At 59.0% G+C, this 16,834-nt stretch carries 14 protein-coding genes; 7 read left to right on the forward strand and 7 right to left on the reverse strand.

Features of this window, described 5'->3' with window-relative positions; all coding sequences use genetic code 11:
* Position 1: 1 nt before the first annotated feature.
* The 3 genes from HJD22_RS02290 to HJD22_RS02300 form a co-directional block, all read right to left on the reverse strand.
* Entirely contained in the window at positions 2–2,602 is a 2,601-nt protein-coding gene (locus tag HJD22_RS02290; protein WP_208655566.1) for a TRAP transporter permease, read from the reverse strand.
* Between the two features lie 169 nt (positions 2,603–2,771).
* Positions 2,772–3,755 (reverse strand): TAXI family TRAP transporter solute-binding subunit, encoded by a 984-nt coding sequence (locus tag HJD22_RS02295; RefSeq protein WP_208655567.1) that lies wholly within the window; start codon positions 3,753–3,755, stop codon positions 2,772–2,774.
* 285 nt (positions 3,756–4,040) lie between these two features.
* On the reverse strand, positions 4,041–4,952 hold the full coding sequence (locus HJD22_RS02300; RefSeq protein ID WP_208655568.1) for a LysR family transcriptional regulator: 912 nt from the start codon (positions 4,950–4,952) through the stop codon (positions 4,041–4,043).
* A 165-nt stretch (positions 4,953–5,117) separates the two neighbouring features.
* Here HJD22_RS02300 and HJD22_RS02305 point away from each other — a divergent pair, with 165 nt between their 5' ends.
* The 4 genes from HJD22_RS02305 (at position 5,118) to HJD22_RS02320 (ending at position 10,493) form a co-directional block, all read left to right on the forward strand.
* Positions 5,118–6,236 carry a 4-oxalomesaconate tautomerase gene (locus tag HJD22_RS02305; RefSeq protein WP_283101542.1) on the forward strand — a complete coding sequence of 373 codons (1,119 nt, stop codon included), beginning with the start codon at positions 5,118–5,120 and terminating at the stop codon, positions 6,234–6,236.
* Positions 6,237–6,276: 40 nt separating this feature from the next.
* Positions 6,277–7,392: a tricarboxylate transporter gene (locus HJD22_RS02310; protein ID WP_248730061.1), complete on the forward strand. Its 1,116-nt coding sequence runs from the start codon at positions 6,277–6,279 to the stop codon at positions 7,390–7,392.
* A gap of 75 nt (positions 7,393–7,467) precedes the next feature.
* On the forward strand, positions 7,468–9,426 hold the full coding sequence (locus tag HJD22_RS02315; protein WP_208655570.1) for a tripartite tricarboxylate transporter permease: 1,959 nt from the start codon (positions 7,468–7,470) through the stop codon (positions 9,424–9,426).
* A gap of 209 nt (positions 9,427–9,635) precedes the next feature.
* On the forward strand, positions 9,636–10,493 hold the full coding sequence (locus tag HJD22_RS02320; protein ID WP_208655571.1) for a DMT family transporter: 858 nt from the start codon (positions 9,636–9,638) through the stop codon (positions 10,491–10,493).
* Here the strand turns inward: HJD22_RS02320 and HJD22_RS02325 are convergent.
* Complete coding sequence (locus HJD22_RS02325) at positions 10,490–11,002, reverse strand: DUF192 domain-containing protein (protein ID WP_208655572.1); 513 nt, start codon at positions 11,000–11,002, stop codon at positions 10,490–10,492. The two genes, HJD22_RS02320 and HJD22_RS02325, sit on opposite strands and share 4 nt — an antisense overlap.
* Positions 11,003–11,190: 188 nt before the next feature.
* Between HJD22_RS02325 and HJD22_RS02330 the strand changes: the two genes are divergently transcribed.
* Both HJD22_RS02330 and HJD22_RS02335 read left to right on the forward strand, forming a co-directional pair.
* On the forward strand, positions 11,191–11,652 hold the full coding sequence (locus tag HJD22_RS02330; protein WP_208655573.1) for an oxidoreductase: 462 nt from the start codon (positions 11,191–11,193) through the stop codon (positions 11,650–11,652).
* Positions 11,649–13,250 carry a sensor domain-containing diguanylate cyclase gene (locus HJD22_RS02335; protein ID WP_208655574.1) on the forward strand — a complete coding sequence of 534 codons (1,602 nt, stop codon included), beginning with the start codon at positions 11,649–11,651 and terminating at the stop codon, positions 13,248–13,250. Before HJD22_RS02330 ends, HJD22_RS02335 begins: the two co-directional genes overlap by 4 nt.
* A 6-nt stretch (positions 13,251–13,256) precedes the next feature.
* On the opposite strand, the gene HJD22_RS02340 is transcribed toward HJD22_RS02335, so the two are convergent.
* From HJD22_RS02340 to modA, 3 genes are read right to left on the reverse strand one after another with little or no spacing between them, the layout of a single operon-like run.
* The gene (locus HJD22_RS02340; protein WP_248730062.1) at positions 13,257–14,345 is read right to left on the reverse strand and encodes an ABC transporter ATP-binding protein; all 1,089 of its coding nucleotides are present in this window, start codon (positions 14,343–14,345) and stop codon (positions 13,257–13,259) included.
* Entirely contained in the window at positions 14,338–15,006 is a 669-nt protein-coding gene (gene modB, locus HJD22_RS02345; protein WP_208655576.1) for a molybdate ABC transporter permease subunit, read from the reverse strand. Before modB ends, HJD22_RS02340 begins: the two co-directional genes overlap by 8 nt.
* Complete coding sequence (gene modA, locus HJD22_RS02350) at positions 15,006–15,809, reverse strand: molybdate ABC transporter substrate-binding protein (RefSeq protein ID WP_208655577.1); 804 nt, start codon at positions 15,807–15,809, stop codon at positions 15,006–15,008. The genes modB and modA overlap by 1 nt, the downstream gene beginning before the upstream one ends.
* Before the next feature lie 246 nt (positions 15,810–16,055).
* Between modA and HJD22_RS02355 the strand changes: the two genes are divergently transcribed.
* The gene (locus HJD22_RS02355; protein ID WP_208655578.1) at positions 16,056–16,826 is read left to right on the forward strand and encodes an ADP-ribosylglycohydrolase family protein; all 771 of its coding nucleotides are present in this window, start codon (positions 16,056–16,058) and stop codon (positions 16,824–16,826) included.
* The last annotated feature ends 8 nt before the right edge of the window (positions 16,827–16,834 follow it).

The following is a 16,834-nucleotide window of genomic DNA, read 5'->3' on the forward strand; positions in this document are numbered from 1 at the left end:
CCTAGGCCGAAGCGGTGGACGTAGGCGCCGGCGTTTCGCGCCGACCACGCTGAAGCATGACGACCAGCCCGAACAGCAGGAAGCCGGGGATCCACATCCACTCCTTGGCCCAGCGATCCACCGGTGCCAAGATCTCGATGATCTCCTGGTCGAAGTCGAAGCCGACCTGCTCGGCCAGACTGCCGAACTGCACGAAGTCGACAATCGCCTGGTCGCCATCCACAAAGAGCTCGAGCCCCAGGTTCTCGAGACGCTCCGCGCCCGTCTCACCGCGCGGCACCGGCACCAGCAGGTAGGTGGTCATCGGGTCGCCAAAGGCATCCTCACCGGCGATCTGCACCCGTATGTTACTGCCATCCTCGATACCGTCCAGTGCCTGCTCGAGCTGTGCCGGAGGAATCGACTCGTAGGGGTCGTGAATCTGATCCATCCAGTAGCCAGGACGGAACAGCGTGAACGCCACCAGCAGCAGCAGCAGGCTCTCGTACCAACGGTTGCGCACGATCATGTAGCCCTGGGTACCGGCAGCGAAGATCAGCATCGCGATGGTCGAGGCGATGAAGATCACGATCCCCTGCAGGAAGGAGACATCGATCAGCAGCAGGTCGGTATTGAAGATGAACAAAAACGGCAATGCCGCGGTGCGCAGGCTGTAGTAGAACGCCTGGAAACCGGTACGGATCGGATCGCCTCCGGAGACAGCCGCCGCTGCGAACGAGGCAAGCCCCACCGGTGGCGTGACATCGGCCATGATGCCGAAGTAGAAGACGAACAGGTGTACCGCGATCAATGGCACGATCAGGCCGTTCTGCTGACCCAGCGCCACGATCACCGGCGCCAGCAGCGCCGAGACCACGATGTAGTTGGCAGTGGTCGGCAGCCCCATGCCGAGAATCAGGCTGAGCACCGCAGTGAGCAGCAGGATCAGCATCAGATTGCCCATCGAGAGGAACTCGACCACGTCGGCCAGTACCAGGCCCACACCGGTCTGGGAGACTGCGCCGACGATGATTCCCGCCGTTGCCGTGGCGATACCGATGCCGATCATGTTGCGAGCGCCGGTGACTAGGCCGTCCCACAGGTCCAGTACCCCCTCCTTGATGTCGGCCCCCAGATTGCTGCGCTGGCGGAAGAGCGCCATGATCGGGCGCTGCGTCAGGATGATGAAGATCATGAATACCGTGGCCCAGAACGCCGACAGCCCCGGCGAAAGTCGCTCGACCATCAGGCACCACACCAGCACGACCACCGGCAGGATATAGTGCAGTCCGACCATCACGGTGGGCTTGGTCTGAGGCAGCTTGACTACCTTGGATTGGGGGTCGTCGAGCTCGAGTTCCGGATAGTTGGAGCCCAGCTTGAGCAGCGCCACATAGATCACCACCAGCGCCACCGCCACCACCCAGGGGGTGGAGTCGCCAAGCACCGGCTTGAGCCAGCCAAGTCCGTAGTAGACAGCGAAGGACAACGCCATCAACAGCAGCAGGCCAGTCAGAAAGCCAATCGCCTTGTTGAGCAGCGGACGCACCGGGTTGCTCGAGGGCAGACCGGTCATGTTGGCCTTGAGGGCCTCCAGATGGACGATATAGATCAGCGCGATATAGGAGATCAACGCCGGCAGGAAAGCGTGACGGATGACCTCAACGTAGGGAATACCGACGTACTCGACCATCAGGAAAGCCGCAGCACCCATGACCGGCGGCATGATCTGGCCATTGACCGATGATGCCACCTCCACGGCGCCGGCCTTCTCCGAGGAGAAACCCACGCGCTTCATCATAGGAATGGTAAAGGTCCCGGTGGTCACCACATTGGCGATGGAAGATCCCGAGATCAGACCGGTCATGCCCGAGGCCACAACCGCCGCCTTGGCCGGTCCGCCCCGGTAGTGGCCGAGCATCGAGAAGGCCACCTTGATGAAATAGTTGCCCGCGCCGGCCTTGTCGAGCAGTGCGCCAAACAGCACGAACAGGAACACGAAGCTGGTCGAAACCCCAAGGGCGATACCGAATACCCCTTGTGTGGTCAGCCACTGATGGTTGACCAGGCCGTTTAGACTCACGCCGCGGTGGGCAAGGATGCCCGGCATATAGGGGCCGAACAGCGAATAGAGGATGAACACTGCCGCAACGATCATCAGTGGCGGCCCCAGCGCACGCCGGGCGGCCTCGAGCAGCATGACGATACCCACGACCCCGACCACGACGTCCTGGGTCAAAGGCCGTCCGGGTCGCTGGGAAAGCTCGGCATAGAACATGAACATGTAGGCGCCACAGAACGCCGCCACTGCCGCAAGAACCCAGTCCTGGAGAGGAATGCGGTCACGCGGTGAACGCTTCAGTGCCGGGTAGGCCATGAATGCCAGGAACAGCGCAAAGGCCAGGTGGATCGAGCGCGCCTCGGTGGCATTGAATACCCCGAAGCGAAACACATAGGGTAGTGGCGAGGCGATCCACAGCTGGAACAACGACCAGGCCGCGGCAATGCTCACCAGCAACTTGCCAGGCATGCCAAGCGGTTTTCGTGCTCCCGAGTCGCTGGCGGCGACCATCTCATCCAGATCCACTTCGCTCGCTGGAGATGTCTGCTTGTCATTAGTCATAGGTTCGCCTGCTTGCCATCATCGCCCCCATTGGGATTCCGACCTTCGCCATCTCGAGTCTCGATTGTGCTCGTTACCCACTCGGATACATACAAAACTATGATGCGCGGCCCCCGAACAGGAGGCCGCGCATCGTTGTGTAGCGTCGCTAGCTCCGCTTACACCTGGATCACTCGTCGATCCAGCCGCGCTCGACATAGTAGCGCTTGGCGCCATCATGCAGCGGTGCGGTCAGGCCGTCGGAGATCATGTCCTCCTCGTTGAGGTTCTCGAACGCCGGGTGCAGACGCTTGAAGCGATCGAAGTTCTCGAAGACTGCCTTGACGGTTTCATAGACGATCTCTTCGTCTACATCAGCGGAGCTGACAAAGGTCGCCGCTACCCCGAAGGTCTCGACATCTTCGTCGTTGCCACGATACAGGCCGCCAGGAATAGTGGCGCGGGTATAGTAGGGATACTCCTCGACCAGCTCGTCGATCTCGGGGCCAGTCACCGGAATGAGACGGGCGTCGATGGTGGTGGTGGCTTCCTGAATCGACCCGTTGGGGTGGCCGACGACGTAGACCATGGCATCGACGTTGTTGTCGGAGAGTGCCGCGGCCTGTTCAGCGGCATCCAGCTCGGACGCCAGCGAGAAAGTGCCGGTGTCCCAACCCTTGACGTTCATCACCACATCCATGGTGTTGCGCTGGCCGGAGCCAGGGTTGCCGATGTTGACGCGCTGGCCGGCCAGGTCATCGAACGTCTCGATACCGGCATTGGCGCGGGCGACTACGGTCAGCGGCTCGCCGTGCATGGTGAAGACGGCACGCATGTCCTCCCAGGCGCCATCGCCTTCGAAGTTGGCTTCGCCATGATAGGCGCGGTACTGCACGTCGGACTGCACGACGCCCATGTCGAGCTCGCCGCTCTTCATGCCGTTGACGTTGGCTACCGAGCCGCCGGTGGAGGGTGCGTTACAACGGATGTTGTGCTCGCTGGAACCGCGGTTGACCATCCGGCAGACCGACTGGCCGACGACATAATAAACACCGGTCTGACCGCCGGTTCCAATGGTGATGTAGCGTTCCTGCGCAACCGCCGGAGCGGCGAAGACTGCAGCGCCGAGAAGCGCACCCGAGAAGGCTGCAGCGGTGAAGGCGTGGCGTTTCATGAATACACCTCTTGTGTTGTTGGCATCGTGGCGGTCGGCTGACCGGCAACAGGCAGCTACTTTAGCGAAATTTCCTGAAAAAAGCAGGTAGCAAGGAGTGAACGGGCCGATGTCATCCACTGCCTTTTCATTCTAGGCGTGTAGAACGTTTAGTGACCGTTAATTTTGCCGACATGTTCTGCGATACCTAGACGTTTGTAGCCCAATATGCGCGGAAGCTCCCGATGGTGCACGATAGTACCAAAGAATCAATCACCTTGAAGGCATCATGTAATGAATGAATCGCTAAGGGCTAGGCCGCTTGGCCCCCCACCGCTCCAGCAACATATCGATAAATAGCTGAGCCGTGCCTGATAGTGTGTGGTTGTTACTGGTGACCAACCCAATGGTGCGCTGAATATGGGGTTCCGGCAGCTCACGAGAGCAGAGAATGTCGTGATCGTTCCCTGGCATGGTCATCCTCGGCAGAATCGCCACACCCAGCCCGGATTCGACCAGACCTAACGATGTCGACAAATGCTGCACTTCATAAAAGCTATTAAGGCGGATGCCCTCAGCAGAAAGCGTATTATCAAGCAGGATACGATTACCGCTGTCACGGCTGACGGTAATCAAGCGCACATCCTGTAGATCGCGCCAATGAATCTCGGGCTTGCTGGCCAATGGGTGATCCGAGCGCAGCGCGAGTACAAAAGGATCTTTCAAAAGCGGGGTAAAAGAGACCTCTGAGCTTTGAGCACTAATCATGTTGATGCCGAAGTCAGCATCACCATTGATCACGCGCTCCAAGCCTTCTGCGGCACTGACGTCCAAAATTCGGATGCGAATCCCTGGCCAGGCCTCACTGAAACCCCGAATCACACTAGGCAAAAAGTAGAATGCCGCCGTTGGCAGACAGGCAATGGTCACGGTGCCTTTCTGGTGTGTGGCGAGCTCCCGGATACCCAGGATCGAGGAATCATATTCCTCGACCATGCGCCTTGCCCGCGGCAAAAACTCAAGACCGATATTAGTTAGCCGTGTACGTCGTGTCGTACGTTCTAACAGACTGACTTCCAAGGCTTCTTCTAGCTTCTGAATTCGCCTAGACAGAGCTGGCTGCGACATGTGCAAGCGCTTTGCTGCCTGGTGGAAACTGCCTAGTTCGGCCACATGGATAAATGCCTGCAAATCGAGAAATTCAACACGATGAAGCATGGAGGTCTCTTGCATCATATGCATACCGATAATTTGCCACACGCATTAATTCGCAAATTATATCATCGATCGAAAATATTTGCATTTGAGACATCAAACATGCAGTGACAAGCTTCTTTCACGTCAAAACGTGGAAACCTGCACATGTCCAACAGCATACCTTGCATGATCATGAGAGGAGGCACATCCCGAGGGCCTTTTCTCCATATGAGCGATCTGCCTGATGACGAGGCAGCACGTACCGAACTACTGCTGAATCTGATGGGATCAGGGCACGCGCTTCAAATCGACGGCATCGGTGGAGGCAACCCACTAACCAGCAAGGTTGCTATTGTAGAACGCTCTACAATCCCCAACGTTGATGTGGACTACCTGTTTGCTCAGGTCGACGTGCTTGAACGACGCGTCGACTACAACCCAAATTGTGGCAATATGTTATCTGCGGTAGGGCCATATGCCATCGAAACTGGACTAGTCGAAGCTTGCGACGGCATCACCCAGGTCCGCGTTCGCAATCTTAATACGCAACGCCTAATCGAATGTCAGGTCCCCACCCCGCACAGACAGGTTAGCTACGAAGGCGAAACCCATATCAGCGGTGTCCCTGGCAGCGCAGCAGGTATTCGTCTGAGTTTTCTCGATGTAGTCGGTGCAAAAACGGGGCAGCTACTCCCTACTGGGCACGCCTACGAGGAGATCGATGGCATTTCGGTCACCTGCCTGGATGCTGCGACCCCGACAGTCATGCTGGCGGCAAAAGATCTGGGCATAAGCGGCAATGAGTCGGCTGCGGAGCTTGATAATAATCAAGCAATGTTGACTCGCCTGGAGTTGATCCGGCGCGAGGCTGGGCTACGCATGGGCATGGGAGATGTCAGCCAAAGCGTTCTGCCCAAGCCCCTTCTGCTATCCGTATCCGATGATCCCTCTTGTACGCTTCGAGCCCGTTACTTCGTTCCGCAGCGTTGCCACAAGTCCATCGCCGTTACCGGCGCGATTGCACTTGCCTCGGCAGTCAGCGTACCTGGCACCACGGCAAACCAACTTGCTGTTGCCAGCCACCGCTTCGATGACTGCACTCTTCTAGCGCGCGTACGATTCGAACACCCCTCTGGCGTTATCGATCTCGAGGTCGAGCATCGTGAAGGAAATGCTCACGATATATCGCGTGTATCACTGATACGGACCGCACGTAAGATCATGAGAGGCACGATTTTCTATAAAGCCAAAGAGCACAGCACCTCTCTAACCGGCAGTACAGGAAAACAATCCACGAGCAGCTGAAAACGCAATACAAACAACACAACAATCGAGGAGTCACGCCATGACACATGATCATCCCAAGAACTGCGTACTGCCAAAAAGATTTTTCGCTTTCGGCCTTATCGCATCTGCATTAATGCTTAATGGGCTAGTCGGTTCCGCCCAAGCTGATGAAACGACGCTGCCAGGGAACATCACATTCACCGTACCCTTTGGAGTAGGTGGCGGCACAGACGTCTGGGCAAGATTCTTTGTACCATGGTTCAGCGAGCATCTACCTGGTGAACCCACCATCATGATCGACAACGTTCCTGGCGGCGGATCGATCAATGGGGCCAATCTATTCGCCACACGAGCCCGCAGCGACGGTAGCGCTATATTGGCAACATCAGCATCCACTCAGTTTCCTGCCATGCTGGATGATTCTCGCGTTCGATACGATTATGCCGACTGGACTCCCATCCTGGCCTCACCCACCGGCGGCGTTGTCTATGTCAGCGGAGGGATGGGCGAGAATCAAGAGAGTGCCCTGGAGACGCTGCTTGAAACTCCAGTCCAGTTCGCTGCACAGACTCCTACAGGCCTTGAGATGCCGGTTCTGATCGCACTTGATCTACTCGGCACGGAGGTCACCCCTGTCTTTGGCATGCGGAGCCGTGGTGAAGGACGACTTGCTTTCGAACGTGGTGAAGCTGAGATCGACTTTCAAACGACATCGGCATATTTAAATAGTGTGGTGCCGATGGTTGAAGCAGGCCAGGCGATTCCTCTCTTCTCTCTCGGCATGTTGAACGAAGATGGCGAATTGGTACGCGACCCAGCCTTTCCTGATCTACCCACGTTCAATGAAGTTTATGAACGGGTGCATGGAGAAGCTCCCACGGGTCCCGGCTACGATGCCTTTCGCCAGTTCTTCGCTTCCGGTTATGCACTACAGAAGCTGATCATGTTGCCCAACGATACCCCGACTGAAATTATCGAGGCTTACCGGAATGCAGCAAGTGAGTTCATTAGCAACCCACGCTTCACTGATGAATCCGACGCACAACTAGGTCCCTATGAGCCCGTTATCGGGAATGTGGTGGAACGACACTTGGCGAATGTCATGACCTTGGAGGATGCCACGCGAGACTGGCTGGCTGAATGGCTAGACCGCCAGTATGGCGTCAGCCTCTAGCGCCCTTTACGGGAGGCAGTATTCTCACCCAATGCTGCCTCCGCTTGGTCTAAAGACTAACCAAGAGTCATGCCAATGATCGATATTCTGCTCTCAAGTCTCGGACAAGTCTTTACCCTACCGCACTTACTCTACATGATGCTTGGCGTCGTTATTGGCCTGATCGTAGGAATCATTCCTGGCCTCGGTGGTATCGCCGGCATGTCTCTGCTGTTGCCTTTTCTGTACGGCATGGACACTACCATAGCGCTAGGCATGTTGATGGGGTTAGTGGCGGTAATCCCCACTGGCGATACCTTCGCTTCCGTCTTGCTCGGCATCCCTGGCTCTAGTGCATCTCAAGCGACTGTCCTGGATGGCTTCGCACTAGCCAAGCGCGGCCAGGCAGCACGTGCTTTATCCAGTGCCTTTCTTGCATCAATGATCGGCGGTCTAATCGGTGCCGTGATATTGACCGCCTTCATCTTGATAGCAAGACCCTTGGTACTGTCTTTCTCATCTTCCGAATTATTCATGCTCACGTTACTCGGCCTATCAATGGTGGCGGTGCTTTCCAGCGGCGACATGTTCAAGGGGATAGCGGCTTGTGGACTAGGTCTCTTGGTAGGTGGTATCGGGATGGCGCCCGCTACCGGAGAGTTCCGACTCAACCTGGGCATCGACTACCTCTATGATGGCATCCCTCTGGTCGTTATTGGCCTAGGGATCTTTGCCCTACCAGAAATAATAGATCTGCTCGCTAAACGTGGCTCTATTGCAAATCACCCCTGTGAATTGGGAAAAGGCTGGAAGCAAGGGATACGTGATGTCAAACAGCAGCGCGGTTTGTTGGCACGCTGCGCGGCTATCGGCAGTCTCGTGGGTACTGTGCCGGGACTCGCCGGCTCGGTAGTCGACTGGCTCACCTACGGCCATGCCGTGCAGAGCGCCAAGGATAGGTCCCAATTCGGCAAGGGGGATATTCGTGGCGTGATAGCCCCTGAGGCGGCTAACAACGCCACGGCCTGTGGCGCCATGGTGCCCACACTATTGTTTGGCATCCCTGGCTCGGGTACCGCAGCGGTATTTCTTGGCGGCCTCATGCTTTTAGGTCTACAACCCGGTATCGGCATGATCGAAACCCACCTCGATCTGACCTATACCATTATCTGGTCGCTGGCACTTGCCAATATTCTCGGTGCCGTTTTATGCCTAGGCCTGGCCGGCCCAGTGGCCAGCCTGACCCGGATACGCTTCGCCATTCTGGCACCTTTGATCACTGTGCTAATTTTGTTCGCGGCTTTCCAGGCAACACGCTCTGCTGGTGATCTCTTGGCCTTGGGCCTGGTAGGTACCCTGGGTGTTCTTTTCAAACGAGCGGGCTGGTCACGACCTGCATTCCTGATTGGTTTCGTGCTAGCAGCAGGGGCTGAAACCTATTTCTATCAGGCCTATCAGTTTCAGGGCGTCGGCGCTTTTGCGCGTCCAGGAGTTGCCATCATTGGTCTCATGATACTGGCAGCGTTCTTGCTTCCCTGGATCAAAGGGCTCTTGCAATCCCGTCGACAAAGTCAGACTAGTGATTTGGGTGCTGCAGTGACACGCTCCAAGAGCTCCTTGCCTACACTTGGTGCTATTGATCTTCTTATCTTTTCTGGCTTGTTACTCATCGTAATTTTCGCTTGGTTTGATACGCGCGAAATGACACTGCTCGGTCGCGTATTTCCAGTACTGGCAATTGGCATCATCTTGGTGGCGGGTGGCGCTGAAATACTCAGAATGTGCATTCGCAGCGTAAAATGGGAAACACAGCCCATGCGCGAGGAGATAGTTTGGCTCGGCGGGTTTTTCTCTCTGGTTGGCCTTGTCCTCACTATCGGCTTTATTTCTAGCGCAACGCTATTTAGCCTCGCATTTCTCCTTTTTTTCGCCAAAATAAAGCCCTGGTTGGCATTGGGACTTGCGTCAGGCGTCTGTATTTTCTTGCTCACCATGGCCCACTTCATGAGCCTGACCTATCCCTCAGGCATTCTGGACAGCTGGTTGTTTGGCTAATAACCACAACATTCCGGTGGCACACCTACCACCGGAATGCTTCTTTTACGCATTTTGAGTGGCGTGTTTGCACCTACAGCTAGGCATGTCATTTCAAAGCCCATCTTTGAGTTGGTCCACATTTGCATCGATAAACTTGACACTTGGTACAGCCATACTTTCGTAGCAGCTGGTATGCTGGCAGGAAGAATCATGATCAAGGATATCTTGTGCCACTTCGCGATCTGCTGCTGGGCCTGGGCGTCATTGCCATCTGGGCGCTGAACATCATTGTCATCAAGCTCGGCGTGGCGGAAATCCCGCCGCTCTTGCTGACCACCCTACGCTTCATTCTGGTCGCCTTGCTGCTGGTGCCCTTCTATCCGGTGCCACGTCATCAGCTGCCGTTCCTGCTCATGCTGTCGGTGACGTTCGGCACGCTGCACTTCGCCCTTCTATTCATTGGCCTCGAGCAGGCCGAAGCAGGCACCGGGGCCCTGCTGGTCCAGATGGGTACGCCTTTCGCCACGCTGCTGGCCGTGATCTTTCTCAAGGAGCGGCTCGGCCCCAAGCGGCTGATCGGCCTGTTGCTCTCCTTTGCCGGCGTGCTGGTGCTGGCCGGCGGCCCCACCCTGCCCTCACCGCTGCCGTTGACCATTCTACTGCTCAGTGCGCTGGGCTGGGCCGTCTCGCAGTTGTTGATCAAGCGTGGGCCGAACATAGCGCCACTCGCCCTGGCCGGCTGGGTCGCACTGTTCGCCGTACCCCAGGTAGCGCTGGGTTCCTGGCTGTTCGAATCCGACCATCTCGAGGCATTGACGCATGCCGGCTGGGCCGGCTGGGGAGCGGTGGTCTATACCGCCGTGATGTCATCGATCGTCGGCTACGGTATCTGGTATGCCCTGCTGCGCCGCCATCCGGTCAATCGCGTGGTGCCGATGACGCTACTGGTACCGGTACTGGCCGTACTGCTCGGGACACTCCTGCTGGGCGATAGCCTCGGTTTCCACAAGCTTGCGGGCGGCGGGCTGGTGGTTGCTGGTATCGCGCTGATCATCTTGCGCTTCGGGCGCGCCAGGGTGCCTTAAAACTGACACATTCCTTCTCGCCCCGGCAGCACGACGCAGTCGCCCACCGCTATGCCGTGTTCGGCGAAGTAACCCGCGTTGACTTCTAGCGCCGCGATATAGGTGACGCCTGCGTGGGTCACCGGGCAGTGGTTGGGATCGCTTGAAGCGCAGGGGGCCATGGTAGCGATATTGAGGATGCTGCCATCCTCGCCGATAAAGGCGATATCCAGCGGAATACGAGTGCGGAACATCCAGAACCCCATGCGGGGAGGCTGCGGCCGACGATAGAGAAACAGCATCCCGCTATCGGGATCGAGTGCGTCACGGTCCATCAAGCCCCGGCCACGCTGGGCAAAGCTCTTCGCCACTTCGACCTCGAGACGATGCGGGCCTTGATTGCTGTGAATCGCCAGGACCGCACGCTCCCAGGTCATCTCTCCCGTGTTGCTCCCCGCAGCCAGCAGCGTCTTGGGCATAACCAGGGTAGCGGCCATGGCGGCCAGTACTTCTCGACGAGTCAGGGACATGCATGAAACTCCGCCAATCGATAGGAAAGCGATATCCTACCCGGAATATTTCACCGCAGTCGTCACGATGTTGTCACCGACCTGCAGTTTTTTTGACGCTGGCCGATAACGTGTCAATGCGTTAACGAAATGGAGCTTTGTGCATGCATTATCGACTAGAGTGTATCTTTGCGTTTTTAATGTTACTTGTGGCAGTACCACTTTCCAGCCACGGTTTGGCCGACACCCCCTATCCGCGCGACATGCCGATATTGACTCTGGTGAGCGCCGAAGGGGCTCGTCATCACCTTAGCCTGGACATGCTGGAAGTGCTGCCGCTCAGGACGGTGGAAGGCCGACTCCCCAATGTCAGCGATACTACCGCCCTATGGCAGGGGGTATCGTTGCGCGTACTGCTTGCACATTACGACTTGCCCCTTCCCAGCCGCTTCAAGGCCAGTGCGCTAAACGGTTACAGCGATATCATTCCCGTTCAGGATATCGATGACTATGATCCGATCGTCGCCTATCAACGTAAGGGAGAGTACCTCTCGATCAGCGAACTTGGACCGCTGGTCATCATGTACCCCTATGGCGACCATCCCGAACTCTCCGTGAGCCAGTATCACAGTCGCACCGTCTGGCAACTCAATGAGCTGTACCTGAAGTGACGCCCACCGAGGTCACACGGCGTATCACGCGGCGTCCCACCTTCATTTTCATGCTGATGGGGGTGATGGTGAGCATGATCATCGCCATCCTGGCAGGCTTGTGGCTGGTGAACACCATGTACGCCAAGTACTCCTCTCCCGGCCAATACAGCGATGTGTGGCGCAGCTATCTGCTGCACTCCTCGGTGCGTGAGTTGATCGATACCTCACAGGACGTGCTGGAGGGTCGCTCAACCCCCTACGACTTGATCAAGCAACTCGAGGTGATGCAAAGCAGTATCAGTACACTTGAGTCGACCAAGATCTTTTCCCATCTCAGCGGGCTACGTCCGGAGGTGAATGACACGCTTCGACGCCTTCAGACGGTGAACGAAGAGTGGCAAGCACAAATTTCCTGGCACGAGACCGACAAGGCAGCGCAGCTTGCCGCCGAGATCGTAACGGCGCTGCCGCCCCTCCTTGCCGATACCCATGAAGTGGTGGTCGCCACCAATATCGCGGTTGCCAATCAGTTCGACAGCGAACGGCAGAAACTTCGGGCTACTTTCCAGTATCTCGCCTGGACGCTATTGGCATTGGGACTGAGCTGCATCCTGCTCACACTGAAACTGATTCGCGATCATCGCAATACCCGACGCCTGGCGCTCGAGCTCAGCTCGCTCAATGCCTCGCTCGAGCAACGTGTCGTGGATCGCACCCGCCGCCTCTACGAGCGGGAAATCCTGCTGCGCACCATCCTTGACTCCAGTCCCAGCGATATCGTCCTGATGGATGTCATAGACGGACGCATTCACTACGTCAGCGAGAGGCTTCTCACCGAGTACCGACAGAGAGGTAGCAGACACTTTTCGCTACGCGAGCTGTTCGTCGACGAGCAGCAGTACGACGCCTTTCAACAACGCCTGAAAGCCCAACCCCGGCTGGACAATTGGGAAGCGCGCCTGGGACCGGGCGCCCCCTACTGGGCGCTGCTCTCGACGCGTGAGCTGAGCATCGAAGATCGGCAGGTGGTACTGATCTGGAGTCTCGACATCAGCGAGCGCAAGCAGATGGAGGGTGAGCTCAAGCGACTCGCGGCCACCGACCCCCTCACCAACCTGAACAATCGCCGCAGCTTCCTGCGACAGAGCATCACGCTGTTTCGGCGAGCGGCCCGGGAGGGGGAAGCCTGCACCGCGCTGGCAATCGATATCGACCACTTCAAGCAGGTCAACGACACACACGGCCACCAGGCCGGTGATGCCGTGCTGCAGGGCATCGCCGAGCTGATGAAACGGCACATCGACAGGCAGGGCGTGCTAGGACGTCTGGGAGGAGAGGAGTTTGCTGCCATCTTGCCTGGCATGACGGTTGACGACGCCTGGGCGGTCGCCGAGGAGCTCAGGCGTGCGGCTGCCCGACAGCCGCATAGTATCGGCAATGACGAGACATTGAGCGTCACCATCAGCATCGGCATCGCAACCGCGCTTGCCGATGACAACATGTCATCCAAGGAGCTGCTGGGACGTGCCGACAAGGCGCTCTACCAGGCCAAGGCCGACGGACGCAATCGTTGCGTACACCTGGCGGGTGTCGAGGCGGCTGTCACTTCCGTGTGAGCCGACTCAGTGCGTCATGACATGCAGCCCTTCGGCGAGTAGCGAGACGCCTACTGCTTCGCCCTCCCTCAAACCGTTACGGCGCGCGGCGTGGGTGGCAACCTCGAAACGCAGCGTCTCCTCGGTATGCACGAAGGCAAGCGTGATGTGGGTGATTCCGCCGAGAACCACTATCTCGCGGATCTCTCCCTCGATAGGATTCTCGCGCTCGCCGCGCGACGGGCGACCACGTCGATGCAGCACTACATCCGCGGGAGGCACGTACCAGTGCACCTCCGCGCCGGCCGGTGGCACGGCCACCGCTTCGCGCAGCTCCAGGCAGTGGTCCCCCCACTCGAGCCGGGGACCATGAGGCGTAGCGATCAGTCTGCCGCGAAACACATTGTTGCGATCGAGCAGCCTCGCCACCTCGGGCGACGCAGGGCGGCGGAAGAGCGTCTCCGGCGGCCCGGCCTGAAGCGTCCTCCCCGCCTGCAACACGCACAGCCGATCGGCCAGGGCGCTCGCTTCCTCCAGGTCGTGGGTCACCAATAGCATGGGGATATCGATCTCGCGACGCAGTAGCGCCAGCTCGCGCTGCAGACGCCGCCGGGTGACCTGGTCGACGGCGGAGAAAGGCTCGTCGAGCAGCAGCACCCGTGGTTCTCGAGCCAGGGCCCGGGCCACCGCCACACGCTGGCGCTGTCCCCCCGAAAGCTCGCCAGGATAGCGTCGCTCCAGCCCTTCGAGACGCACCCGAGCAAGCCACTCTTGTGCACGGGCCAGGCGCCGCTGTGGAGGGAGATGCTCCATCCCCGCCGTGACGTTCTCAAGCGCGGTAAGGTGTGGAAACAGCGCATAGTCCTGAAACACGAAGCCGATATGTCGCTGCTGCGGCGTGAGATAACGGCCCGACTCGGTGTCCAGCCAGGTCCTCCCGGCGCAGGTGATGCGTCCCCATGCGGGGCGATAGAGCCCGGCGATGGCGCGTAGCAGCGTGGTCTTTCCTCCCCCCGAGGGGCCAACCAACGCCAACAGCTCGCCCGAGGCGCAGGAGAACGTCGCGGCCAACGGAATCGGTCCCGGCTGATGTACTTCCACCTCGAGATCAGACACGCAGCCCCCTCCCGCGACGCGCCATCCCATAGACCACGCCGATGGTCACCAGCGAGATCAGCAGCAGCATCGCCGACATGGTACTCGCACCGCGCTCGTCGAAGGCCTGGACGCGATCGTAGATGCTGATCGCCAGGGTGCGTGTCTCGCCCTCGATGGAGCCGCCCACCATCAAAATCACACCGAATTCACCCAAGGTGTGGGCGAAGGTCAGCGCCATAGCCGAGACTAGCCCCGGCCACACTAGCGGCAACTCGATGCGCAGCAAGGTGCGCCATGGCGACATGCCGCTGCACCAGGCCGCCTCGCGCAGATTGGCGGGTACGTTCTCGAAGGCGCGCTGGATCGGCTGCACGGCGAAGGGCAGGTTGACCACCAGCGAGGCTAGCAGGATGCCGGTGAAGGTAAAGTTGAGCCCGCTCCCGGTGAAACGCTGCCATAGCGCGCCGAACGGTGCGTCGATGCCGAACGACAGCATCAGATAGAAACCCAGCACGGTAGGGGGCATCACCAGCGGCAGCGCCACCAGCGCCTCGCACAACGCGCGGCCGCGAAAGCGCGCCACGGCAAGCGCCCGTCCCAGCCACAGTCCCACCGGCAGCAGCAGCAGGCAGGTGAGCGTCGCCAATTGCAGCGAGACCGCCAGGGCACTCCAATCCATCAAGGCTCCTCTGCCGAAGAAGCATCCGGCAGGGCGAAGCCGTAACGCGCCAGGATCTCGCGCGCTTCGTCATCCTGGAGATAGGCATAGAAGGCACGGGCCGTCTCGCTCGCGCCGCGGATCAAGGCCATGCGCTGATAGAGCGGAGCGTGCCACGAGTCGGGAATCAGCAAATGCTCGCCGCGTTCCTGCAAGGGTCCGGCAAGCGCCAGAGAGTAGGCAACCAGCCCGCCCCGCGCATCGGCAGAGAGTGCGAACTGCGCCGCCTGGGAGACATTTTCGCCAAGGATCTTGAGCGGTTGCATCTCGTCCCACAGTCCGGCATGTTCCAGCGCCTGCTGCGCTGCCACGCCGTAGGGAGCGTGTTCGGGATTGGCCAGCGCGATGCGCAGTCGTCCGCGTCCGTCACGCAGGGCGGCAAGCGCTTCCTCTAACCCCGCCATCGGGTCATCCTCCGTTGGCAGATCGCCACGCCCGGTGCGCTGCAGCCATACCAGTCGGCCGATCGCATAGCGCACCCCGGCATCCTCGGTGCGCCCCTCCTGGTGCAGTGCCTCGACATAGGCCTCGTCGGCGGAGAGATAGAGCTCGAAGGGGGCACCCTGGGCGATCTGACGGCGAAAGTTGCCCGATGAACCGAAATTGAGGCGCACCTCCAGGCCCTGTTCAGCCTGGAAGCGCTCGGCCAGCTCGCTCAGCGCGAACTGCAGGTCGGATGCCGCCGCGACGGTGGGTACGCCAGCATGGGCAAAGGTGGGTAGACAAAGCATGGTCAGCAACACCCCTCGCAGCAACTTGAACATCTCGACTCCTGGTAGTGTAGAAATGGTTGGCACGACAAAAAATAGCCCGGCCGACAGGCAGTTCCAGCGGGAGTAATGATTGTCAATCAAGTGTCTAGCCTTGGCAAAGCCGATCCATTGTTATACATCATGCTGCTTGCCAATTCTTCCTTTCATCCGGAGTCCTCGTGGTCGACCAACCCGCTCTACATTTGATGGCGAGAGGGGCTAGAATTCACTCCATCATTCATCGAGAAGGGTCACGACATGCTCGGCGCGATTGCCGGCGATATCATCGGTTCAGTGCACGAGGGCACCGCCACCAAGCACCGCGATTTCGACCTGTTCACGCCGCACAGCACCTTCACCGACGACAGCGTGCTGAGCATCGCGGTGGCCGAGGTGCTGCTTGACGGTGGCGACTACGTGGAGCGCTTTCACGACTACTACCATCGCTACCCGCATGCCGGCTTTGGCGGCGGCTTTGCACGCTGGGCCAAGCGTCGCGAGCGCGACCCCTACTACAGCTGGGGCAACGGCTCGGCGATGCGCGCGGCACCGGTGGGTTTCGCTGCGCAGTCGCTCGAAGAGGCGCTTTCCGAGGCCAGGCGCAGCGCCGAGGTCACCCACGATCATCCCGAAGGCATCCGCGGTGCGCAGGCGATTGCCGCTGCCGTCTTTCTCGCCAGGCATGGTGCCGACAAAGGCGAGATCAAGGCGCAGATCGAAACTCGCCTGGGCTACTGCCTGGATCAGCGGCTCGATGAGATCCGCCCCGCTTATCGCTTCGATGATTCATGCCAGGGCTCGGTGCCGCCCTCGATCATCGCCTTTCTCGAAGCCGACAGTGTCGAAGAGGCGATTCGCAACGCCATCTCGCTGGGTGGCGATGCCGACACCATGGCTTGCATGGCCGGGGCTATCGCCGAAGCGTTCCACGGCCTGCCCGGTGCCCTTGCCCAGCAGACGCTGGCCCGGCTCGATGCGCCACTGGGTGACGTAGTGGAACGCTTCAACGAGCGCTTCATCAGATCGTGATCGAGGAG

It is taken from the genome of Halomonas sp. TA22, from assembly GCF_013009075.1.
Lineage (GTDB): Bacteria > Pseudomonadota > Gammaproteobacteria > Pseudomonadales > Halomonadaceae > TA22.

Excerpts from the sequence above, each read along its gene's own strand:
- HJD22_RS02290 (WP_208655566.1), bottom strand. The coding sequence starts at position 2,602 with ATGACTAATGACAAGCAGACATCTCCAGCGAGCGAAGTGGATCTGGAT.
- HJD22_RS02295 (WP_208655567.1), bottom strand. The coding sequence starts at position 3,755 with ATGAAACGCCACGCCTTCACCGCTGCAGCCTTCTCGGGTGCGCTTCTC.
- HJD22_RS02300 (WP_208655568.1), bottom strand. The coding sequence starts at position 4,952 with ATGCTTCATCGTGTTGAATTTCTCGATTTGCAGGCATTTATCCATGTG.
- HJD22_RS02305 (WP_283101542.1), top strand. The coding sequence starts at position 5,118 with ATGATCATGAGAGGAGGCACATCCCGAGGGCCTTTTCTCCATATGAGC.
- HJD22_RS02310 (WP_248730061.1), top strand. The coding sequence starts at position 6,277 with ATGACACATGATCATCCCAAGAACTGCGTACTGCCAAAAAGATTTTTC.
- HJD22_RS02315 (WP_208655570.1), top strand. The coding sequence starts at position 7,468 with ATGATCGATATTCTGCTCTCAAGTCTCGGACAAGTCTTTACCCTACCG.
- HJD22_RS02325 (WP_208655572.1), bottom strand. The coding sequence starts at position 11,002 with ATGTCCCTGACTCGTCGAGAAGTACTGGCCGCCATGGCCGCTACCCTG.
- modB (WP_208655576.1), bottom strand. The coding sequence starts at position 15,006 with ATGGATTGGAGTGCCCTGGCGGTCTCGCTGCAATTGGCGACGCTCACC.
- modA (WP_208655577.1), bottom strand. The coding sequence starts at position 15,809 with ATGTTCAAGTTGCTGCGAGGGGTGTTGCTGACCATGCTTTGTCTACCC.
- HJD22_RS02355 (WP_208655578.1), top strand. The coding sequence starts at position 16,056 with ATGCTCGGCGCGATTGCCGGCGATATCATCGGTTCAGTGCACGAGGGC.